The sequence below is a fragment of the Nocardia sp. CA-135398 genome (assembly GCF_050955845.1).
Lineage (GTDB): Bacteria > Actinomycetota > Actinomycetes > Mycobacteriales > Mycobacteriaceae > Nocardia.
In genome coordinates this window covers 5124265-5150238 of record NZ_CP192084.1, presented here as the reverse complement: position 1 = coordinate 5150238, position 25974 = coordinate 5124265, and the positions used below count along the sequence as shown (strand labels likewise).

The window sequence follows — 25974 nt, the reverse complement described above, 5'->3', positions numbered from 1 at the left end:
AAATGCCGCGGCCGCGATAGTAGCTATGCCGCGATAGTTCCTACGCGGCGCGGGTATTTTGTGAGCATGTTGTCTTTTCGATCGAACGAAGGGGCAGAACAATGTTCGAAGCCGCGGTCGACCGGGCCGACCTCGGGATGGCATCCCGAACTGAGGTGGAGCGCGGAGATCGACCATTTCGACAACGCGAATCACATTTGAATCCGGACATGACTTACATAGTTCGACAGGTCGGGCGGGTCCGCAGCGACCCCGTGCGAGCTGGGGTTTCCGGTCTGTAACTCGTGTGCGGCGGCACATTGTCGTGCCGCCGTCACAACGAGTTTGTTGCAGAGTTGTTCGGCAGGGTCGGGGGGACAGGGGGTCGAAATAACATTTAGCGGGCGACGATGCCCGAAGGCCGCTTCCATCGGGATCGGTCGGGTTTTCGTGCTGCCATTCTCGTCGTAGGTGAAGTGTATATGTAAGTACATCCGTAAGCCGCAATGCAGGTTAGGGAAATGCCGGGTGCGGGCGGAATTTTGTCGTGCGCTGCTCTCGTGTCCCGGAATTCGAGGAGAGGTTAGACGATGAGTCCGAATTCAGCCGCGCCCGTCGACCGAGATCCGGATCTGATTCCGCTTTCGAGGGCGCAGTACGGAATGTGGCTCGCGAACAACCTACCGGGCGGCCCGAACGTAAATATCGCGCACTACGTCGAGATCGAGGGACCGATAGACTATGCCGCGTTCACCAAGGCGGTCAACGATGCCGGTCACGAGACCGAGTCGCTCGTGGTCCGTGTGGTCGAATCCGGCGGTCATCCCTATCAATTCGTCGATCGCAGCATCGGCTACGAGGAACCGCTGCTGGATCTCAGCGCCGAAGACGATCCGTACGCGGCGGCGATGGAATGGATGCGTCGGGACTACAACACCAAGGCCGTCGATCTGGCCCGGGAGCGACTCGCCGCGACGCGGCTGATCCGGCTCGGTGAGGACCGGTATCTGTGGTACGCGCGCGCGCATCATCTGGTGATCGATGGTTATGGCGCGTTCAACGTCTTGAACCGGGTGGCCGAGCACTACAACGCGCTGCTCGAGGGCAGGCCGCCCGCCCGGCTGGTGGCGGCCCGGCTGGCCGACATCATCGCGGCGGAGCAGGAGTATCGCGCCGGGCCTCGATTCGGCAAGGACAAGGCGTACTGGCTCGACAAGGTCGCCGATCTGCCGCCGACGGCGAGTCTGGCCGGTCGCACCGCCAAATGGAGTGAGGACGACCGCTTCGCCGGCCGGCGGCTACCGTCGCGACTGACCGCCGGGCTCGACCGTTTCGCGGAGGATCTGGACGCCTCGCCCGCACAAGTGCTCGGGGCCGCCTTCGCCGCGTTCCTCGGCCGCATGACCGACACCGACGACGTCGTCTTGTCGCTTACGGTGACCGGACGGGTGACGATGCGCCTGCGCAACGCCGCCGCGATGTTGGCGAATATGGTGCCGATCCGATTCGCCGTGGACGCGACGACCACCGTGGAAGGGCTGATTCGCGCGTCAGTGTCCGAGCTCGTCCTGGCGATGCGGCATCAGCTCTACCGGTTCGAGGACCTGCGCCGCGATTCCGACGCGTTGGACCCGGCCGCGACCTCGTTCGGTCCGATCGTCAACATCCTGTTCTTCGATTCCGAGATCCGCCTCGGTTCGGCGGTGGGCCGCTACCGCGCTCTGACGTCCGGGGCCCTGGACGATCTGCAGCTGAACCTGTACCGCTCCGGGGCGGACGCGCCGCTGCTCATCGAATTGCACGGCAACGCCAATCTGTACAGCCAAGACGAACTCGACATGCATACCGGTCGATTCGTCGATTTCCTGCAGCGCATGATTGCCGCGCCCTTCGGCACCCGGGTGGTCGACATCCCGCTCGCCGACCCCGCAGAGCAGCAGCGCATCCTCGGTGAACTCGTCGGCCGCGACGGAGTGGCGACCGCCGCGACGCTCGTCGATATGCTGACCAGGCAGGCCGCGGCCACCCCGTCCGCCGTCGCCGTCACCGCGGGCCCGACCGCCCTCACCTACCACGAGCTGGACGAGCGTTCGAACCGGTTCGCCCGCAGGCTCATCGCTCGCGGCGCGGGGCCGGAATCGCTGGTGGCCATCGCGATGCCCCGCGATGCCGATCTGATCGTCGTGGCGCTGGCTGTGTTGAAGTCGGGCGCTGGATATCTGCCGCTGGATCTGGCACACCCCGTCGATCGTCTCGACTACGTACTGCACGACGCCGATCCGATCGCGGTCGTGACGAAACGAAGTCTGCGCGATCAGGTGCCCGGAGAGCCGGGCCGAGTGGTGCTGTTCGACGACGAACGGGAAGTCGAGACCGCGCATCCGGTCACCGATGCCGATCGCACGCGTCCGCTGCGCCCCGGCAATATCGCCTACGTTATCTACACCTCCGGATCGACGGGGCGGCCGAAAGGGGTGCCGATCACCCATCGCGCGGTGGCCACCTACCTGACGAACGCCTGCGCCGACATCGGAATCCGCGCCGACGACGTCTGGACGCTGTTCCATTCGTTCGCGTTCGACTATTCGGTGTGGGAGATTTTCGGCGCGCTGGTCACCGGTGGTCGGGTGGTCGTGGTGGACAGTGCAACCACGCGTTCGCCGGATGACGTGGTGCGGCTGCTGACACGCGAGCGGGTGAGCGTATTCAGCCAAACGCCCTCCGCCTTCGATCAATTCGTGACCGCTCGAGGCCGCTATGCGGACGCGGGCGAGCCCGACGGTGAGCTTGCGCTTCGGCTGGTCGTTCTCTCCGGCGAAGCGCTCGATCCGGCCGGTTTGGCGGCCTGGTACCGGCACAATCCGAACCTGCCCGTGCTGGCCAACAGCTACGGCATCACCGAAACCACCGTCTTCGTCACCTATCTGGAGCTGACCCCGGATATTGCCGTGCCGGGTGCGCCGAGCGCGATCGGGCAGCCGTTGCCGGGGTTGCGCGTCCACATCCTGGACGGGCACTTGCGGCCGGTGCCGCTGGGAGCCTGGGGTCAGATCTACGTCGCGGGCGGCCAACTGGCCCGCGGCTACCTCGACCGCCCTGGATTGACCGCGGGACGGTTCGTCGCCGATCCGTTCGGCGCGCCGGGCGCGCGGCTGTATCGCAGCGGCGATATCGCTCGCCGAAACACCGAGGGCGAGTTGGAATATCGCGGCCGCGCCGACCAACAGGTGCAGCTGCGCGGTTTCCGGATCGAGCTGGACGAGATCCGTAGCGCGCTGCTGAGCCACAGCTCGGTCGCGGCGGCGGTAGTCATCGTGTACCTGCCGGGGACGCAAGCGGCCCGACTGGTCGCCTATGTCGTGCCCGCCGACGACGCGGTCTGTGAACCCGAGGCGCTGCGCGCGCACGTCGGGTCGCTGCTGCCGGAGTACATGGTCCCGGCACATATCGTCGTTTTGACGGCGTTGCCGTTGACCGTCAACGGCAAAGTGGACTATCGGGCGCTGCCCGAGCCCGCCATCGATTCGGCGGCGGCGTATGTCGCGCCGAGCACCGTCATCGAGAAGACCATCGCCGACGTCTTCGCCGAGGTTCTCGGTCTCCCGCGGGTCGGTGTGCTGGACGACTTCTTCGAGCTGGGCGGCAATTCGCTCACCGCGACCAGCGCCGCGGTACGGATCGCCGAGCTGACGCGCTGCGAGGTGTCGGTGCGCGACCTGTTCGGCGAGCCGACCATCGCTCGGCTCGCCGCCCATATCGGCGACGGGCAGCGCTACAACCGCCCCGCCCTACGGCCACAGCCACGCGTCGAGCCCATCCCGCTGGCACCGGCGCAGAGCCGGATCTGGCTGATCAATCAGGTGGATCCGACCTCGGCGGCCTACAACATTCCGCTGGTGTTACAGCTGACCGGACACCTCGACATCACGGCGCTGCGTTCGGCGCTGACCGACCTGCTCCACCGACACGAATCCGTGCGCACCGTGTATCCGGCCGTGAATGGTCAAGGGACACAGGTGATTCTGCCCGCCGAGCAGGTCGCCGCCGATCTCGATCCGACCCCGCGACCCACCGATCCCGACGAGCTCGAGCACCGAATCCGGGAGTTGGCCTCGACCGGCATCGATGTGCGCCGACGTCCGCCGATCCGGGTCGCGCTGTTCGCATCCGCCGACCATAGACGACATACCTTGGTCGTCGTTCTGCATCACATCTGCTGCGACGGATCGTCGCTGCCACCGCTCGCGGCCGATTTCGCGGCCGCCTACCGAGCACGATCGCAGGGACATGCGCCGGACTGGCAACCGCTGAGCGTGCAGTACGCCGACTTCAGCATCTGGCATCGCAGCGTGCTCGGCGACGAAAGCGATCCGGACTCGCTCGCGGCACGCCAATTGCGGTACTGGACAACACAGTTGGCGGGGATGGCGCGGGTGCTCGACCTGCCCGCCGACCACCGGCGCCCGGCTCGCCGGTCCATGCTGGCCGACGTCGTCGACACCGTGATCCCCGCCGAGACACGCGCCGGGATCGACCGGGTGGCACGCGCGGCGAATGTCACCAGCTTCATGGTCGTGCACGCCGCGCTGGCCGTCCTGCTCGCCCGGCTGTCGGGCTCGGCGGACATCACTATCGGGACGCCGGTCGCAGGCCGCGGTGAGCGCGCGCTGGAACCGCTGGTCGGCATGTTCGTCAACACGGTGCCGCTGCGCACCCGGATGCGCGGCGAGGAATCGTTCGCCGAGTTTCTGATCCGGGTCAAAGACACCGATATCGATGCCTTCGCCAACAGCGACCTGCCGTACGAACGCGTCGTGGAGGTAGTCGATGCGATGCCGTCGGCGGCGCGCGACCCGCTGTGCCCGGTGTACCTCGCCTTCGAGAATATGGACCGCCCGAGCCAGGAGCTGTCCGAGCTCACCGTCGAGGTGCTGGATCCGGGACCGCAACCGGCGAAGGTCGATCTCATCGTCACCGTCGCCGAGAACGTCAGCGCCGCAGGCGATCTCGGCCTGCGGATCAACTACGCCACGGACCTGTTCGATCGGCCGACGGTCGAGGATTTCGCCGGGCGGTTGAATCGGATCCTCGCATCAGTCGTATCGAATCCGCGGCAGCGCATCGGTGTGGTCGATGTGCTGTCGGCGAGTGAGCGAGCCGCGCTGGTGCCCGCGTCGGGCGGCGCTGCCGAGCCGCCGCAGGTGCTGGCGGAATTGCTGACGGTCGAGAATCCGGACGCCGTGGCGATCGTGTCCGCGGAACGCACGGTCTCGTATGGGGACTTGGATATCTGGTCGAATCAGCTCGCCCGGTTGTTGATCGAGTGGGAAATAGGTCCGGACGACCAGGTCGCGCTCGTGCTGGGGCGGTCGGTGGAACTGGTGGTCGGGATGTGGGCGACGGCGAAGGCCGGTGCGGCATTCGTCCCGGTGGATCCGCGTAATCCCGCCGAACGGATCGCGCTCATGGTCGCGCCTGCCCAGGTGACGCTGACAATGGAAGCCAGCCAAGACTTGCTGCCGCCCGCGGCGCCGCGGTTGCTGCTCGACGATCCGGGCTCCGAGGTCTGCATTGCCTCGCGATCCCCGGCCGCGGTGACCGATAACGATCGGATCAGGCCCTGCCGGATCTCGAACTCGGCGTACGTGGTGTACACGTCGGGGTCGACGGGCGAGCCGAAGGGCGTCACTGTGACGCATGCGGGATTGGCGAATTTCGCCGCTGAACAACGAGAACGGTATCGGATCGACAGTTCCGCACGGGTGTTGCAGGTCGCGGCTCCTGGCTTCGACGCACTGGTCCTGGAGTTGCTGATGGCACATCCGAACGGTGCGGCGCTCGTGGTGTCGCCGCCGGATGTCTTCGCCGGGGAGCGGTTGGCGGAATTGATTCGTACCCAACGGGTTTCGCATGCATTCAGCACACCCAGCGTGCTGTCGACCATATCGCCCGACGGTGTGGACTCGCTACAGGATCTGGTGGCCGGCGGCGAGGCCGTGTCAGCGGACACAGCTGCGGTGTGGAGTCCGGGCCGGCGGTTGTTCAATGGGTACGGGCCGACCGAGACCACCATCATGGTCGCGATCAGCGACCCGCTGCGCGCCGATGCCCGCGTCACGATCGGCGGCCCGATTCGCGGTGTCGAGGCCCTGGTATTGGACGAGAACCTGCAGCCGGTGCCAGTCGGGGTGACGGGACAGTTGTACATCTGCGGCATTCACCTCGCTCGCGGATACTTCGATCGGCCCGCGGATACCGCGTCGGCATTCCTGGCCGATCCGTTCGGTACGCCGGGTGCCCGTATGTACCGCACCGGCGACCTTGCCCGCTGGACGCCCGAGCACACCCTGGAATACGTCGGACGCACCGACTTCCAGGTGAAGATCCGCGGGCAGCGGATCGAACTCGGTGAAATCGAAGCCGTTCTCACCGGGCACCCCACGGTGGCGGCCGCGGTGGCGGTCTGCGTGGCGACGGAGAGCGGACCGAGACTTGCCGCCTATGTCACGCCCGCGATCGATGCCGTCGACGTCGCGGAGCTGCGGGCCCACGCCGCGCAACGCCTGCCGCCGCATATGGTTCCGGACGCGGTGACGGTGCTCGACGCGCTGCCGCTGACCTCGGTGGGCAAGGCCGACCGCACGGCATTGCCCGCGCCGGTGTTCGCCGCCGAGACCGAATTCGTGGCGCCTCGCGACGCGGCAGAGCAGATCGTCGCCGACGTGTGCGGCGCTGTGCTCGGCATCGATCGCGTCGGCGTGCTCGACAACTTCTTCGACCTCGGCGGCAACTCGCTGTCGGCGACGCGGCTGGCGGCGCGGCTGAGCGCCGTATTCGGCGTCGACGTCCCGCTGCACACCGTCTTCGATGCGCCGACCCTCGCGGCATTCGCGCAGACTCTGAAGGCCATCGAGGCCCCCGGGCGGGAACCGCTGGTTCCGCAACAGCGGCCGACACGGATTCCGCTCTCGCCCGCTCAAGCCCGGATGTGGTTCCTCAATCAGTTCGACACGAGCTCGGCGCTGTACAACATCGCCTTGGTCGTGGGCTTGTCCGGACCACTCGACGTCGCCGCCCTGCGCGCGGCGATCGCCGACGTGCTCGAACGCCACGAAGCGCTGCGCACCGTCTATCCGGACAGCGACAGTGGACCACACCAGCTGATCATGCCGGTGCGGTCGGCACTGCCCACGCTGGAGCCGATCGAGGTGGCCGCCGACGACGTCGAGGCGCACGTCGCCGCGGCCGCCGCGGCCGGATTCGACGTCACCCGCGAAGTGCCGTTCCGAATCACGTTGCTGCGCAGCGCCTGTGAGCAGCACACCCTGGTCCTTATCGTCCATCACATCAGCTTCGACGGTTCCTCGCTCGCACCGCTGGCCGCGGACCTGGTGACCGCCTACAACGCCCGTGCGCGGCAGCAGGCGCCGCAGTTGCCGCCGTTACCGCTGCAGTACGTCGATTACGCGCTGTGGGAACGGAAATGGCTCGGTACCGAGGATGAGCCGAACTCACCGGCCGCCACCCAGATCGAGTATTGGCGGACGGCACTGGCCGATCTGCCCGAAGTGCTCGACCTGCCGACCGATCGCCAGCGGCCGGCCCGGCAATCATTCCGCGGTGCGACGGTATCGACGATGCTGCCCGCCGACCTCGGCCGCGAAATCGTCGCGCTGGCCCGCCGTCACGACGTGACGGTCTTCATGGTGCTGCACGCCGCGTATGCCGCACTGCTGGCCCGGCTTTCCGGAACCGGCGACATCGCGGTCGGGACACCGATCGCCGGTCGCGGCGAACCGGGACTCGAGCGTCTGATCGGCATGTTCGTCAACACTCTGGTGCTGCGCACCCACGTCGAGCCCGGCGCGTCCTTCCTACAGATCCTGGAGCAGGTGCGGGCGACCGATCTGGCCGCCTTCGACCACGCCGACATTCCATTCGAGCGAATTGTGGAGGTGCTGAATCCGCCTCGCACGACGGCGCATGCGCCGTTGACACAGGTCGGATTCTCGTTCCACAACATCGAAATTCCCACCGTGGAATTCGAGGGCCTGACGGTGTCGGCGCGGGCCGCGGATCCGAGCGTGGCCAAATACGATCTGCATCTCAATCTCGTCGACACCGCGGTGCGCGAGGGTGAATCGGGCGAGATGGCTGTCGAATTCGGTTACGCGACAGATCTTTTCGATGAGGCAACGATCACCTCCATGTTCGAACGATTCGTGCTGCTGCTGCGGGCGATGGTCGCCGATCCCGCCACGGCGGTCGGGGACGTCGAGCTGCTGACCGCGCAGGAAGCGCGCGAGCTGGCCGTGCGCGAGACCGGGGGGACGATTCCACTGCCGTCGACGACGGTCGTGGACCTGTTCGCCGCCCAGGCGGCGGCGACGCCGGACAGCACCGCGGTGCTCGACGCCGAAGACGGCGCCCGGCTCAGCTACCGCGAATTCGCGGCGCGGGTGAATATGTTGGCCCGCGCCTTGATCGGACGCGGTGTCGGCCCGGGAACCGTTGTGGCCGTGGCAATGCGGCGCTCGGTCGACCTGCTGACCACGCTGTATGCCATCCACGCGGCTGGCGCGGCTTATCTGCCCCTGGACCAGGACTATCCGCGCGACCGCATGCGCGCCGTGCTGACCGCCGCGCGGCCGAGGGCGGTGCTCACCCGTCCCGGCGAGGACGCGAATCTGCCCGGCGATGTTCCGGCATGGAGACTCGCGGATCTCGACGCCGAGCACGAGGATCCGTCGCCGGTGACCGACGCGGACCGGCTCGGGCCGTTGTATCCGGAGAATCTGGCCTATGTCATCTATACCTCTGGCTCGACCGGGGTACCGAAGGGGGTGGCGATATCGCATGCAGCGGTCGTCAATCAGCTGCTCTGGATGCGTGATCACTACCACCTCGGTGACGACGTCATGCTGTTGCGGACGCCGGTCACCTTCGACCTGTCGGTCTGGGAGTTGTTCTGCCCCTTGATATCCGGAGCGGCATTGGTTGTCGCGGGTCCCAACGGGAGCGGCGATCCGCACGCGGTGGCCCGGCTGATCGCCGAACATCACGTGACGACAGCGGATTTCGTGCCGTCGCTGCTGTCGGTGTTCCAGGAGACGGCCGTCGGCCACGAATTCCCGGATCTGCGATGGGTGCTGTGCATCGGCGAAACGCTGCCCGCCGAAACCGTCCGGCGATTCCGGGATGTCAGCAATGCGGGCATCGACAACCTGTACGGGCCGACCGAGGCCGCGGTCAGTGTCACCGCGTACCACGTCGACGGGGTCGACGGCCCCGCGGTGCCGATCGGCGTTCCCGAGCCGAATGTGATTGTGCACGTATTGGATTCGCGACTGCATCCGGTTCCGCCCGGGGTGACCGGTGAGCTGTATCTCGGCGGCGTCCAGCTGGCTCGCGGATACCATCACCGCCCGGGTCTGACGGCGGCGACGTTCGTCGCCGACCCACTCGGTGGCGCGCACGGAACCCGCCTCTACCGGACCGGCGACCTGGTTCACTGGGACAAGGGCGGCACCCTGCAATATGTCGGCCGCGCCGATGACCAGGTGAAGATTCGCGGACTGCGAATCGAACTGGGCGATATCGAGGCTGCCTTGCTGGCGCACGACCAGGTGACAGCAGCTGTCGCCCGGATGCACCCCGGCCGTGACGAGCAACGCCTGGTCGCCTACGTGGTAACCCAGGAAGCCCCGGACGCCAAGCAGATTCGACGTTTCTTGCTGGAGCGACTTCCGGCCTACATGGTGCCGTCGGCGATCGTCGGGATCGACGCCGTGCCACTGACGGCCAACGGCAAGGTCGACTACCGGGCCTTGCCCGAACCGGAGCCCAGCAACCACGAGGCCGACTACCGGGCACCGCGCGGGCTGGTGGAGCAGGCCGTGGCCGAGGTCTTCGCCGAACTGCTCGGCCGGCCCACGGTCGGCGCGAACGACGACTTCTTCGACCTGGGTGGGAATTCGCTGGTCGCCACGCGTGCGCTGAGCCGGATCGGCGCCGTCGTGGATGCGACCGTCCCGGTGCGGATGATCTTCGAGGCCCCCACCGTCGCCGAGTTGGCCGAACGCATCGCGCAGCTGCGCGGGGCGCCCGGTCTGCCCGCCCCGACACCGAAGCCGAGACCGCGCCGCCTGCCGTTGTCGGCGGCGCAGGCCCGGATGTGGTTTCTCAACCAGTTCGATACCGCGTCGCCCGGTTACGTTGTGCCGCTGGCGATTCGGCTCGAGGGTGTGCTCGATGTCGAGGCGCTCGCGGCGGCCGTCGGTGACGTCGTCGCCCGGCATGAGAGCTTGCGGACCATGTATCCGGCGGTCGACGGCACGCCCACGCAGGTGGTGTTGGACGCGACCGATGTCGTCGCGGACTGGGACCTCACCCCTCAGCGGATCGAGGAGCGCGAACTGGCCCACCGGCTCGCCACGGTCTCGAACACCCGCTTCGATGTGTCGAAGGGTGTGCCGGTACGGGTAGCGCTGTATCAGCTGTCGGATATGGTTTGGGTGGTCGCCGTGGCGGTGCACCACATCAGTTGTGACGGCTATTCGGTGGCACCGCTGGCTGCCGATATCGTGACCGCCTATCGGGCGCGGACCAGTGGAAACCTTCCGGATTGGGCGCCGCTCACCGTCCAATTCGCCGATTACGCCCTGTGGCAGCGCGAGGTGCTCGGCTCGCCCGACGCCCCCGACTCGCCCGTGTCCCGCGATATCGCCTACTGGCGGACCCGACTGGCGGGCATCCCCGAACTGCTCGAGCTGCCGACCGATCGGCCGCGCCCGGTCGAGCAGACCCACCGCGGCGCGGTGCTGGAGGTCGAGATTCCGGCCGAGCTGCAGTGCCGGGTGGAGGCATTGGCCAAGCGAGCCGGGGCCACGTCGTTCATGGTGGTGCACACCGCATTCGCGGTGCTGCTGTCACGGCTGTCCGGCAGCGACGACATCACGATCGGTGTGCCGCACGCGGGTCGTGGTCACCGAGCGCTCGACCACCTCGTCGGGATGTTCGTCAACACCTTGGTGCTGCGCACCCGCATCAGGCTCGAGCAGACCTTTACCGAACTGCTGGATGCGGTGCGGCACAACGACATCGAGGCCTTCGACCATGCCACCGTGCCATTCGAGCAGCTGGTGGAGGCGCTGAATCCGGCACGGTCGACGGCACACACGCCGTTGTTCCAGGTGATGCTCGCCTACCAGAACATGGAGCGGGCTCGCGTCGAACTTCCCGGTCTCACCGTCGAGACTGTGGATCCGGGCGACCATGCCGCGATCTACGACCTGCTGATCATGATGGCCGAGGAGCACGGGCCCGATAACGAGCCGACCGGCCTGACGCTGCGCCTGACCTACGCCACCGACCTATTCGATGCCGGCACTGTGGCGCAGTTCGCCCAGCGGTTCCATCGGATGCTCGACCTCATCGCCGACGCACCGGATCGGCCTGTCGGTGACATCCCGCTGGCGGACGCTGCCGAGGCCCTGCGGGAACTGCACGGCTGGAACGCCACGGCACACGAGATCGGTTCCGGCGCAACAATGGTCGATCTCTTCGAGGCGCAGGCGAAGGCCACCCCGGACACGGTCGCGCTCGTCGACCGAGAGGCCGAACAAACGCTGACCTACGGCGAGCTCGCTGCCCGGATACACCGGCTGGCGCGGCATCTGGTCTGTGTCGGGGTCGGCCCGGAAACCCTGGTGGCCTTGGGTTTGCGCCGCTCGCTGGACCTGGTGGTCGCCGCATACGCGGTGCAGGCGGCCGGTGGTGGTTATGTGCCGCTGGATCTGGACCAGCCTGCCGAGCGCGTCGGGCAGGTGCTGGAAACCGCGAATCCGGTATGTCTGCTGACTACTTCGCGCGACGTGACCGATGCCGCGACCGGCGACGGCGATACCGATGTCGTCCGGATCGACGAGCTGGATCTTTCGGCCTACTCGGATACTCAGCTCACCGACGCCGACCGGCGGGCGCCACTGCGGCCCTCGAATCCCGCCTACGTCGTCTTCACTTCGGGGTCGACCGGCCGTCCGAAGGGTGTGACGGTGTCGCATGCCTCGGTGGTCAACCAGATCCGCTGGATCACCACCGAATTCGACATCGGCCCGGACGACGTGGTGCTGTTCAAGACTCCGGCCACCTTCGACGTGTCGGTGTGGGAGTTGTTCGGCCCGCTGTCGGTCGGCGCCCGCCTGGTTGTCGCCGCTCCGGACGGGCACCGGGACCCGCAATACCTGGCGGATGTGATTGCCGCCGAACGAGTCACGATGACCTCGTTCGTGCCGTCGATGCTGATCGTGTTCGCGGAGCAGGTCGAGCCCGCCGCCGTCGCGTCGCTGCGGGCGCTGATTGTGAGCGGTGAAGCATTGACCTCCGACACCGTGGCGGCATTGCGCCGGGTCTGTGCTGCCGATCTGCACAACCTGTACGGCCCCACCGAGTTCACCGTGCATGCCACGTACGCGCCGGTCGCCGCGGACGTGGCCGGTGCGGTCCCGATCGGGCTGCCGGTCTGGAACGCCCAGGCGTACGTGCTGGACGCGCGGCTGCGGCCGGTTCCGCCGGGCGTCGCGGGTGAGTTGTATCTGGCCGGTGATCAGTTGGCGCGCGGCTACTGCGGCCGGTCCGACCTGACCGCCGACCGGTTCGTGGCCAATCCGTTCGGGGACAACGGTTCGCGCATGTACCGCACCGGCGACCGGGTGCGCCGCATGACGCGCTCCGCAGGTTCGGCACACCCAGCACTCATCGGGTACGGACATCTCGAATTTCTCGGCCGCACCGATTTCCAGGTGAAGCTGCGTGGTGTGCGCATCGAGCTGGGCGAGATCGAGGCCGCGCTCGCCGCGCACGACTCCGTTGCGCAGGCGGTGGTGGTGGTCCGGTCGGACGCCCGCACCGGCGATCAGCTCGTCGGCTATGTCGTCGGAGCGAGGGGCATCGGCTCGAGCGGCGACGGCTCGAGTGGAGCGGTCGATGTGGACGCGCTGCGGGCCCACCTGTCCGCGCACCTGCCGTCGTCCATGGTTCCGGCCGCGATCGTGGTGCTCGATGCCATGCCGGTCGGCCCGACCGGTAAGCTCGACCGCCGCGCATTGCCCGAACCGGTCTTCCAGGCGCAGGAATTCGTATCGCCTCGAACTGATCTCGAGATGGCACTTGCCAAGGTTGTCGCCCAGAGAACGGGGTCGAACCGGGTGAGCGTGACGGCGAATGTGTTCGAGATCGGTGTCAACTCACTCTCGGCCGCCCAGATCGCGGCGCGGGCCGAGGTTGCTCTCGGCATCGAGGTCGGCATCCGCGATATTTTCGACGCGCCGACGATTGCCGGATTGGCTGATCGGCTCGCGAAGCGGACTGGTTCTACTGTGATTCCGCTCGTCCCGCGGGCACGCCCGGCAGTGGTTCCATTGGCGGCGGCACAACGACGGATGTGGTTCCTCAACCAGTTCGACACCGACTCGGCGGCATACAACATCGGTTTCGCGGCCCGGCTTACCGGCCCGCTGGACGTCGATGCGTTGCGGGCGGCATTTCTCGACGTGATGGTCAGGCATGAGCCATTGCGGACGGTGTATCCCGCCGTCGACGGCGAACCGTGCCAGGTGCCGCGGGATGTCGCGGACGCGGCCGGTGACCTGGTGTTGGAGCCGGTGTCGGTCGTCGACGAGGCGGAACTGGCCGACCGGATCCAGCAGGCCGTCGGAACGGGATTCGACATCACCGAATCGGTGCCGGTGCGGGCGCGGCTGTATCGCACCGGCACCGACGAGCACGTTATCGTGCTCGTCGTCCATCACATTGCTGCCGACGGCTCGTCGATGGCGCCGTTGGCGGGCGACCTGTTCGCCGCGTACAGCGCGCGGGTGAACGGCCGAGCGCCGCAATGGAAACCGTTGCAAGTCCAGTACGCCGACTATGCGCTGTGGCAGCGGGAGATGCTCGGTGCCGAGGACGATCCGGCGTCGGTGATCGCGCGACAGGTCGCCTACTGGACCGAGGTTCTCGGTGATGCTCCGGAGCTGCTCGACCTGCCGACCGATCGGCCTCGGCCCGCTGTCATGTCGATGGCCGGCAGCAGCATTCGCTTCGGCATACCGCAGCGGCTGCACGATGATGTCGTGCGGCTGGCACGCCGAGAGGGCGTCACGGTATTCGTCGTACTGCATGCGGCACTGGCAATCGTGTTGGCACGTACCGCGCACACCGAAGACGTATCGGTCGGCACGCCGGTCGCGGGCCGGGGCACCCCGGCGCTGGACGATCTGGTCGGCATGTTCGTCAACACCGTGGTTTTGCGCACGCAGGTCCGCGACGACAGGTCGTTCCAGCAGCTGGTGGCCCAGGTGCGCGACGTCGACCTCGAGGCGCTCACGCACGCGGATCTGCCCTACGAACGGCTGGTCGATGTTCTCGACCGACCCCGCTCGACGGCGTATACGCCGCTGTATCAGGTGCTGTTGGGGTTGCAGAACACCACCGATGCCCGGTTCCAGCTGCCCGAGGTCGACGTCGAACTGCTCGATCCCGGTGTCGCCCAGGCCAAGACCGACCTCATGGTGTTGCTGACCGAATCCTTCGACGGTGCTCGACCGGCCGGGATCGAGGGTGAAATCGTCTATGCGACAGATCTTTTCGTCGAATCGTCGGTGGCAGCGCTGGCCGGGCGGTTCCGTCGCGTCCTCGAAGCTGTCGTCGCCGACCCGACCAAGCCGGTGGGTGACATCTCGCTGATCGGCGCCGAGGAGGCCGAACGGCTGCTCCCGGCGCGCGGCGGCGACGCCCCCGCGCCGCAGCTGCTGCCCGATCTGCTGGCTTCGGCGGTGGCAACGACTCCCGAGGCGATCGCCCTGATCGACGGCGCCAGTACGCTGAGCTACGGCGAGCTCGACCGTCGCGCCAATCGGCTTGCGGCGCAGCTGCTTTCCTCGGGCGCGCGGCCCGGGATCTGTGCCGCGCTCGTCGTGCCGCGCTCGGTCGACTATCACGTCGCCATGTGGGCGATCATCAAGACCGGGGCCACGTTCGTGCCGGTGGATCTGCGTTATCCACCGGAGCGGATCGCCTATCTGCTGCATGATTCGGGTGCCGAGGTCGGCGTCACGGTCGCGGCCGCGCGGCCGTCCCTGCCGGATGGCGTCCGCTGGGTGGTGCTCGACGATCCGGACACAACCGCCGAGATCGCCGCGCGTCCCTGCCATGCCGTGTCGGACGCGAATCGCCCCCGCGCCCTTCGGATTCAGGATGCGGCATATGTGATCTACACGTCGGGTTCGACCGGCATGCCGAAGGGGGTGGTGGTCACCCATGAGGGGCTGGCGGCCTTCGCGGCCGAACAGCGCGAGCGCTACCGAGTCGAGGCCACCTCGCGCGTGCTGCAAGCCGCGGCACCCGCCTTCGACGCGGTGCTGCTCGAAGCCTTGCTGGCGCATGCGGCCGGTGCGGCGTTGGTGGTGTCCCCACCGGAGGTGCTCGGCGGCGCGGCCATGGCCGAACTGATCCGGACACATCAGGTGACACATGCGTTCCTGACACCGAGTGTGCTGGCGACGATGTCGCCCGGCGAGCTGGATTCGGTGCGGGTACTGGCGGTTGGCGGGGAAAAGGTAGCGGAGGATCTGATCGCCGCCTGGGCGGCCAGGCGGCGGCTGCATCACATCTACGGCCCGACCGAGACGACGATCGTGATCACGATCAGCGACCCGGTGCGGCCGGGGGAGGTGCTCACCATCGGCGCACCGATCCGCGGTGCCGAGGCGGTGGTGCTGGATGCGCGGCTGCGGCCGGTGCCGGTCGGAGTGCCCGGGGAGCTGTACTTCTCCGGCGTCGCGCTGGCCCGCGGTTATCTGAATCGTCCTGGGACAACGGCACGTTCGTTCGTGGCGAACCCGTACGGTTCGCCGGGGTCGAGGTTGTATCGCACCGGCGACATCGTCCGCTGGACCGTGCAGGGGACGCTGCAGTACATCGGCCGCCTCGATTTCCAGATCAAGATTCGCGGCCAGCGCGTCGAACTGGGCGAGATCGACGCCGCACTGCTGACCCATCCGGCGGTCGCGACCGCGGTCACCGTGAGTCGCCAAGGCCCCGGCGGGAACCCGGTGCTCACCGCGTATGTCACGGCCGAATCCGCAACGGTCGTCGAACCGAGCGCGGTGCTCGATCACGTTGCTGCCGCCCTGCCCGCACACATGGTGCCCGCGACCATCACCGTGCTCGACCACCTGCCGCTCACCTCGTCCGGCAAGGTGGACCGAGAAGCATTGCCGGAGCCGGTTTTCGAGACCACCGAAGACGCCGCCGTCGCGGCATCGACCGACCTGGAACGCACCATCGCCGCCGCCTTCGCCGACGTACTCGGCCGCACCACAGTGGGCGCGACGACCTCCTTCTTCGCACTCGGCGGCGACTCCGTCATGTCGATTCAGCTGGCCGCGCGCCTGAAGTCGGCGGGCGTCGCGGTGACGGCCCGAGACATCTTCGAGCACAAGACTGTTCGCGGACTGGCCCAGGTCGCGCGGACCGCCGAACGGGAGATGCTTGCCGAGCTGCCCGGCGGTGGTGTGGGCGAGATTCCGTACACGCCGATCGTGTCCTGGTTCGTCGAGCGACTGGGGGCGCCCGCTCGGTTCGCGCAGTCGATGCTGGTGCGTTTGCCGCGTGATGCGCGCGTCGACGACGTGGTCTCGACGGTGCAAGCGATCGTCGAACACCACGACGTGCTGCGCTCGCGACTGGACGGGCAGCGCTGGGAGGTGTTGCCGCCGAGCGCCGTCGACACCACTGGTTCGGTCTCCGGGCGGACCTTCGGCGCCGACGAGACTCCGGGCAGCGCCGGTTTCACCGCCGTGGTGGAAGCGGCGTCCGCCGCGGCGTACGACCGGCTCGATCCGGCGGCGGGCAGGCTGGTGCATGTCGTGTGCCTGCTGCCCGAATCCGGTGTGGATGCCGAGGGCCGGGCACTGATCGTGATCCATCACTTGGCCGTCGATGCGGTGTCGTGGCGAATCCTGGTGCCGGACTTCGTGACTGCCTGGCAGCAGATCATCCGGGGCCGGGCGGTAGAGCTGGCCGCACCGGGTACCTCCATGCGTCGGTGGGCGCATGCGTTGATCGCCGCGGCGGCCGATCGCGCTGGGGAAGCCGAACTGTGGCAGCGGATCGGTTCGGCACCGGATCCGTTGCTCGGGCGTGCGGAGCTGGATCCGGTGCGGGACACCCAGGCCACTGTGCGTGCGCTGACCGTATCGCTCCCGGCCGAGGTGACCTCCGTGTTGCTCGACGAGGTACCCCAGGCCGTGCGCGGCAGTGTCGACGATGTGCTGCTGGCCGCGCTCACCGTGGCGCTGACTCGCTGGCGCATGCGCCGCGGCGCCGCGCCCGCGGGCATGAAGGTCCTGCTGGAAGGGCACGGCCGCGAGGAGCAGATCGCCGCGGGCGCCGACATTTCCCGGACCGTCGGCTGGTTCACCAACCGCTATCCGACAGTGCTCGATCTGAGCGGCATCGATCCAGCGGACCTGCGCGCGGTGGTGAAATCGGTCAAGGATCAGCTGCGCGCCATCCCGGACAAGGGCATCGGCTACGGCCTGCTGCGTTATCTGAACCCCGGCACTGCCGACCGGCTCGCCGCGCTGCCCGAGCCGCAGATCAGTGTCAACTACCTCGGTCGGGTGGGGGTCGATCTCGCGACACTGTCGGATCTGCCGTGGGTGCCCACCGGCGAACCATTCGACAGCCGGGCCGCCTTCGATCCGGAAATCCCGGCGGCTGGGGTTCTCACGATCGATGTGAACGTCCTCGACACCCCGGCTGGACCGCGGCTCTCGGCCTATGTCGGCTACGCCTCGCGGCTGCTCGACCACGACGACGTAGCCGAACTCGCCGATGAATGGGTCGATGCCCTGACCGCGATCGCGGCCCTCGCGACCGAGGACTGGGGGCTGTCCCGGGCCGATGTTCCGCTCGTCGACCTCACCCAGCGCGATCTGGACGAGTTCGCCGACCGGTACGGACCGCTGAGCGAGGTGTGGCCGTTGGCACCGCTGCAGGCGGGCCTGCTGTTCCACGCGGAGGTCGCCGCGGGCGGGCTCGACGTCTACCTCGCGCAATCGGCGCTCACCTTGACCGGCGTGGTCGACCAGAACCGGCTCGAACGCGCCGCGCGGGCACTGCTCGCCCGCCATCCCAACTTGCGGGCGGCCTTTACCCGAACCGCGGAAGGCGTTGCAGTGCAGGTGATTCCAACCGAAACCGCGGTGCCTTTGCGCAGCATCGAGCTGTCCGGCGACACATCGGACCTCGACGAGGTGATCGACGCGGAGCGGGCGACCGGATTCGATCCGGCCGATCCGCCACTGCTGCGGCTGCTCTTGATCGCGGTGGGACCGCAGGAGTTCCGGCTGCTGGTGACCGCGCATCACCTGCTGCTCGACGGCTGGTCGTTGCCGCTGCTGTGGCGTGAGCTCATCGGGTTGTACGCCGCGGACGCGCAGCCGCAGTCGCTGCCCGCTGCCGTGTCCTACCGCGACTACCTGGAATGGCTCGAGCGCCGTGACCGCACCGCCAGCGTCGAGGTGTGGCGAGACGCGCTGCGCGGTGTCACCGAGCCGACACTGATCGCCGGTGCGCACACCGAGACGACCGCGACCATCCCGATCGATTCGGCGATCGATCTCGACCGCGATACAACCGCGGAGTTGGTGGCCTTCGCGCGCGCACACGGGGTCACGATGTCGACGATCGTCCAGTTCGCCTGGGCGGTGGTCCTGAGCAACCTGCTCGGCACCGACTCCGTGGTGTTCGGCAGCACAGTGTCCGGTCGTCCCGCCGACGTGTCCGGGGTCGAGTCGATGATCGGCCTGTTCATCAACACGATTCCGGTCGCAGCCGACGTGCGCCGGGACCAGACCATCGCCGACACGCTGACGCGACTGCAGGCCGACAACACCCGGATGCTGGACCACCACTACCTCGAACTGCCGCAGATCCTGGCGGCAGTGGACGTCGTTGCCCTTTTCGACACGCTCGTCGTGTTCGAGTCCTACCCGGTGGACAGCAGCGGACTCGGCGAGGCCGACATCGACGGGATGCGCGTGATCGCGGCGGACGGTCGCGACGCCGCGCACTACCCGATCACGGTGCAGGCCCACCACACCGACGCGCTGCACGTCCGCCTGCGCTATCAGCCGGACCACATAGACGACGAGACGGCATCCGGCCTCGCCGCCCGGCTCGACATCGTGCTGCGCGCGATCGCGACCGATCCGTTCGCGCGGCTCGATTCGGTGGATCTGCTGACCGCGGCCGAACGGCGGGAGTTGGTGCCCGCAACGGGCGGCACTCCGGTGGCGCCGCAGCTGGTGGCCGAATTGCTGGCTGTCGGCGTGGACGTCGATCCCGGTGCGGCAGCGCTGCTTTCGGGTCAGCGCACGGTGTCCTATGCCGAGTTGGATGCCAGGTCGAACCAGCTGGCGCGGCAATTGATCGAGTGGGGTGTCGGCCCCGGCGATCAGGTCGCGCTGGCGATGGCGCGGTCGGTGGAGTTCGTTGTCGGTCTGTGGGCGGTGACCAAGGCGGGCGCGGCGTTCGTACCGGTCGATCCACGCAATCCGGCCGAGCGCGTGGCACACATGGTCGCGGATTCCGACGTGCGGGTCGCGGTCACCGTCGAGGCTGCACGGGATCTGCTTCCCGAAACGGTGCGTCCGCTGGTACTCGACGATCCGGACGTCGTATCCGGTATCGCGGCGAAGTCCGTGGCCGCCGTCACCGACGCCGTTCGCATACATACGCCACAGGTCCGGGATGTGGCATACGTGATCTACACCTCGGGGTCGACCGGGCTCCCGAAGGGCGTTGCGGTCACCCACGAGGGGCTGGCCAACTTCGCCGCGGTAGAGCGTGACCGCTTCGACGTGGACGCTGGGGCGCGAGTACTGCAGGCGGCAGGCCCCGGCTTCGATGCGATGGTTCTCGAAGTACTGCTGGCCCACACGAACGGCGCGCTGCTGGTGGTGCCGGAACCGGATGTGTTCGCTGGCGACGAGCTGGCGGATTTGATTCGGACGCAACGGGTGTCGCATGCGTTCCTCACGCCGAGTGTGCTGGCCACCATGTCGCCGACCGGTCTGGATTCGCTGCGGACGCTGGTCGTCGGCGGAGAGGCGGTGTCACCGGAAACGGTCTCGATGTGGGCGCCCGGCAGGCAGCTGTTGAACGGATACGGACCGACCGAAACCACGATTTTGACCGGGATAAGCGCTTCGCTGCGCCCCGGCGAGGTGGTGACGATCGGCGGACCGAACCGTGGCGTCGAGGCCGTCGTGCTGGATGGATCGCTGCGGCCGGTGCCAGTCGGGGTGGTGGGGGAGCTGTACCTCGCGGGCGTACAGCTGGCACGCGGGTATGCGAACCGGCCCACGGCCACAGCGGGTGCGTTCGTGGCGAACCCCTTCGGCGCGGCGGGCTCGCGAATGTATCGCACCGGTGATCTGGTCCGCTGGACATCGGAACACACCGTGGAGTACCTCGGACGCCGCGATTTTCAGGTCAAGATCCGCGGTCAACGCGTCGAACTCGGTGAGATCGAAAACGTGCTGGCCGAGCACCCTGGGATCGACCGCGCGGTTGTCGTGCTGCGGAAAGACGAGCGTGGCACCGACCGTCTCGTCGGCTACCTGGTCGGCGACGGGCGTACAGATCCGAGCGCCGTCCGGGCTGCCGCCCGGCACCGCCTGCCAGCGCACATGGTGCCCGACATGCTGATGCCGCTCGCCGAACTCCCGCTCACCACGACCGGCAAGCTCGATCGGGCGGCGCTACCCGCGCCGGAATTCACCGACGATCGGGAATGGGTCGCCCCGCGAACCGAGGCCGAACTGCGGGTGGCGGAGGTGTTCGGCGACGTCTTGGACGTCGGCAGCGTGGGCGCAACGGACAGCTTCTTCGACCTCGGTGGCAATTCGCTGTCGGCAACACGGGTGGTCGCGCGATTGCGCACCGCACTCGGAGTGAGCGTGGGTATCCAGGACCTGTTCGAAGCATCGACTGTCGCCGAACTGGCCGCGCGTTCGGCTACGGCCGACCGGACCGGCCGGGTGCCGCTGGCACCGCGAACCCGCCCGGCTCTCGTCCCGGTTTCACCGGCCCAACAGCGGATGTGGTTCCTGAACCAGTTCGACACTTCGGTCGGCGCCTACAACATTCCCCTGGTGATCCGGCTGCGAGGCGAACTCGACATCGTTGCGCTGCGCCGGGCGTGTGCGCTGGTCATCGACCGGCACGAGTCGTTGCGCACCACATTCCCGATGATCAACGCAATGCCCTGTCAGGTCATCCTGGACGCCGACGAGGTGGCACCGGCGCTGACCCCGATCCGGGTCGACGAACAGCAGGTGCTCGAGCGGGCGGCGGCGGTGGTCTTCGCGGGCTTCGACGTGACCCAGGCACCGCCGGTGCGAGCCGAATTGTTCGCCCTCGACGAGCGCGATCACGTGCTGGTGATCTGCGTGCACCACATCTGCGCCGATGGGCAGTCGATGATGCCGCTCGCACGGGATGTGGCGCTGGCGTACGAGGCGAGTCTGCAAGGGAGCCAACCGAACTGGCCACTGCTGCGGATCCAGTACGCCGACTACGCGCTGTGGCAGCGCGAGGTGCTCGGTGACGAGCACGATCCGGATTCGCTGGTCTCCCAGCAGCTGCGTTTCTGGACCGACACCCTCGCCGGGCTGCCCGAACTGCTCGAGGTGCCGACCGATCTGCCCCGGCCGCCGGTGGCGTCGATGCGCGGGCGCACGGTCGATTTCGAGCTGCCCGCCGAATTGCATGCCCGCATCGACGCACTCGCCCGCGCGGCCAACGCCACGGTTTTCATGGTCCTGCACACTGCGTTGAACGTACTGCTGGCACGGCTGGCCGGTGTGGATGATGTGGCGGTCGGCACCCCGATTGCCGGTCGTGGCGATCGTGAACTCGACGATTTGATCGGCATGTTTGTCAACACGCTGGTGTTGCGGTCGCGGGTGTCGTCCCGGCAGCCGTTCGATGCGTTGCTCGCCGCCACTCGCGAGACGGATCTGGCCGCGTTCGCGCACGCCGACGTGCCGTTCGAGCAGGTCGTGGAGGCATTGAATCCGCGCCGGTCGACCGCGCACATGCCGCTGTATCAGGTGACCCTAGACGTCCAGAATCTCAGCGCGGCCACGTTGGAGTTGGCGGGGCTCACCGTCGAGCCGATCGAAGCAGGCTTCGATCAGGCCCGCGCGGATCTGAATGTGAAGCTCGTCGAACAGTTCGGCGCCGGGGGCGCGCCGAGCGGCATGGTCGGCCGCTTGACCTTCGCGGCCGATCTGTTCGTCGAGCAGACGATGTCTCGCTTCGCGCGCGCGTTCACCCGAATCCTGGAACAGGTGACCACGAATCCGGCCGTCGCCGTAGGCGATATCGACATCATGGACCCCAGCCAGCGCCGCGAAGTGCTGGATGCCGCCGGAGTCGACGGTGCCACGGTCGCCGAGGTGACCCTGGACGACTTGTTCACCGCCCGGGTCTGTGCCCAGCCCGATGCGGTCGCGGTCGCCGACGGTGTTTCGCGGTTGAGCTATGCGGAGCTCGATCAGCGCGTGACCCAGCTCGCGGTTCGGCTCGCCGAGCACGGTGTGGGCACGGAAACCCTGGTCGCGGTGGCGTTGCCGCGTTCGGTCGACCTGGTCGTCGGACTGCTCGCGGTGGTGCGTGCGGGCGCGGGATATCTGCCGCTGGATATGGCGAACCCGCCGCGTCGGCTGCGCTTCATCCTCGACGACGCGCGTCCGGCCGCGGTGCTGACCTCGACCGGCATCGCAACGGACGTACCGGAATACGCGGCACCGACGGTCCTGATCGAAGAATCCAGGGACGTTCTGGCGGATTGTGCGATGCCCGCGGCCGCACGGCCGGACAACCTCGCCTACACGATCTACACCTCCGGGTCCACGGGCACCCCGAAGGGAGTTGCCGTCAGCCACCGCGAAGCCGTCACCTTGTTCACCCACGTCGCCGAGCGATTCGACCTGCGCTCCGACGACGTGTGGACGCTGTTCCATTCGTACGCCTTCGATTTCGCGGTATGGGAGATGTGGGGCGCGCTGCTGAGCGGCGCCCGGGTGGTCGTCGTCGATTACCCCACTTCCCGGTCACCGGAGGCGTTGGTGGAACTGGTGGCGCGCGAGCGGGTCACGGTGTTGAGCCAAACGCCGTCGGCGTTCTACGGATTCGTCGACGCCGAGCGCGAGTACCGCGAATCCGGGTGCCGCTGCGGCGATCTCGCGCTGCGGTATGTCGTCTTCGGCGGGGAGGCATTGGATGCGACGCGGCTGACCGGATGGTTCGCCGCGCACCAACCCGGATCGCCGCGATTGATCAACATGTACGGGATCACCGAGACGACCGTGCACGTGACCTTCGCCGAGGTCGACGGCGTGGGCGCCGCCGGCATCGGCGCACCGCTGCCGGGGCTGCGGGTGTATGTGCTCGACGACCGGCTGCAGCCAGTGCCGATCGGGGTACGCGGCGAAATCTATGTCGCTGGAAGGCAACTCGCGCGCGGCTACCTGCGGGCGCCCGCGTCGACCGCCAGCCGCTTCGTGGCGAACCCGTTCGATCCGTGCGGCGGCCGGTTGTATCGCACCGGCGATGTCGGATGCTGGCGCGAGACCGTCGATGGGCTCGAACTGATCTATCTCGGCCGGGCCGACGCGCAGGTGCAGTTGCGTGGGTACCGGATCGAGCTGGGCGAGGTGGAGTCGGCGTTGCTGCGGCATCCGGCGGTGTCGCGAGCCGCCGCGGCGGTGCACCGCCACGAGCGTGAGGTGGATCAGCTGATCGGCTACGTGGTGGGCGGCGACGGACAGCGGATCGATCCGGGCCAGGTCCGGGCGGCCGCCGCCGAAGTGCTGACCAGTTACATGGTGCCGTCGGTGGTCATGGTCCTGCCCGATCTGCCGCTGACGGTCAACGGCAAACTCGATCGGAAAGCGTTGCCCGCGCCCGATTTCGAAGGAGCTGTCCAGCGGTTCGTCGCGCCGCGCACGCACACCGAGAAGGTGCTCACCGACGTATATGCGCGGGTCCTTGGAGCTCCGCGGGTCGGGGCGACCGATGGGTTCTTCGATTTGGGCGGCAATTCGCTGCTGGCCACCATGGCGGTGACCGAGTTGCACGCTCGTGGTGTGCGGATCGAGTTGCCCTGGATGTTCGAGGACGCGACACCGAAAGCGTTGGCACGCCGGGCCGATGACGCGGAAGGCGACTCCGGGCTGAAGGTGCTGCTCGCGCTGCGCGCGAGCGGATCCGGACCGGCGGTCTTCGCCGTGCATCCGGCGGGCGGTCTGGCGTGGTTCTACGGCGGCCTCGTCGAACATCTGCATCCGGATCGCCCGGTGTTCGGTTTGCAGGACCCGCACGTCGTGTCCGGCGAACCGGATGCGCGGTCCATCGACGAACTGGCCGACCGCTATGTGACCGAGATTCGCCGCGTGCAACCGACGGGTCCGTACCACCTGCTCGGCTGGTCGTTGGGCGGGCAGATCGCGCACGCCATGGCGGTCCGGCTACAGCGCGACGGTGACCGGGTCGGCATGCTGGCCCTGCTCGACTGCGCCGCGGAGGCACCGCCCCAATCGGCTCGCGGCGACCAGCCCGCACCGGGACAGCTGATGGTCGATCTGCTCGGCGGCTGGCGGGAGCTGTTCGATCTCGGCGACGAGTTGCAGGCGAGCAGCCATGAACAAGCCTGGAACGTCATCCGCGACCAGGTGGTCGCGACCGGCCTGTTCTCCGCCGAACAAACCGATCGGGTGATGGACAGCTTCCGTACCGCGAGCGATATCTCCGCCGCGCACCGGCCACACGTTTTCGACGGCGACCTGGTGTTCTTCACCGCAGGGAAGGACCACGCGGACCCCGACACGCTTGCCCGCACATGGCGGTCCTACGTCAGCGGCGAAGTGCACAACGTCGTCATCGACGCCCGCCACCTCGAGTTGAGCCATCCGCATGCGCTGGCCATCGTCGGCCCTGTCCTGGAAAGGTTCATGGAACAATGCTGACCACTTTGCAGCAGTTGCGTCTGGACGACGCCAGAACGGTGACCTGCACAAGTCCGGCCGAGGCCCGCATGTTGTGGGGCGAGACGACCTCGACACGCGGGTTCTACCGGCGGGCCACCGAAGGTCTTCGGCCCGGCGACATCGTCCTCGATATCGGCGCGAACATCGGCCTGACCGCGATGATGTTCGCCGACACCAGCCCCGGGATACAGGTCATCGCCGCCGAGCCCGTGCCGATGACCTTTCGTTGCCTGGAGCGCAACATCGCGGCGTATGTCCCGGACGGGATCTGTCTGCAGATCGCGGTCGGCGCGACGCCGGGCACCATGCCGTTCACCTGGTACCCGCGCGCCACGGCGAACTCGGGTTTGTTCGCCGACCGTGAAGCGGACGACGAAGCCACTCGGATCTATCTGCGCAATTGCGGCCTGGACGACAAGGCCATCGCGCTCATCACCACCGGTCTGCACGACGGCGTGCCCTTGGAGGTCGATGTCACCACCGTCTCCGCGATACTCGACGAACACTGCCGCGACAGGGAGATCGGCTTGCTCAAAGTCGATGTCGAGCGGGCGGAGTTGGAGGTCTTGCACGGCATAGCCGACGCGGACTGGCCACGTATTCACGCCGTCGTCGCCGAAGTCCACGACCTCGATGGCCGTCTGCAAGAAGTCCGCGAACTGCTGGATCGGCACGGCATGTCGGCGCAAACCCAGCAGGATCCACGTTTGATCGGAACCGAGATTCACGAGGTGTTCGCGACCAGGCCCCGCGGCGACTGATGCCGGTCGCGTGAGGCCGGTGGGGTGTTCGAGCGGTGGCGGCCGGGCTCGAGCACTCGATCGCGTCGCCGTTACCCTGACAGCGGCCGTGCGGCCGGGTTAGTCTCCGTGAG

Annotated in this window: 2 protein-coding genes; both read left to right on the top strand. The window is 67.7% G+C overall.

Features of this window, described 5'->3' with window-relative positions; genetic code table 11:
* The first annotated feature begins 569 nt into the window (after positions 1-569).
* Positions 570-25079, top strand: coding sequence for a non-ribosomal peptide synthase/polyketide synthase (locus ACQP1T_RS22305; RefSeq protein WP_433754975.1), 24510 nt, complete (start codon positions 570-572; stop codon positions 25077-25079).
* A complete protein-coding gene (locus ACQP1T_RS22300) occupies positions 25073-25861 on the top strand; it encodes an FkbM family methyltransferase (protein WP_433754974.1) in 789 nt (262 codons plus the stop codon). The genes ACQP1T_RS22305 and ACQP1T_RS22300 overlap by 7 nt, the downstream gene beginning before the upstream one ends.
* Positions 25862-25974: the final 113 nt, after the last annotated feature.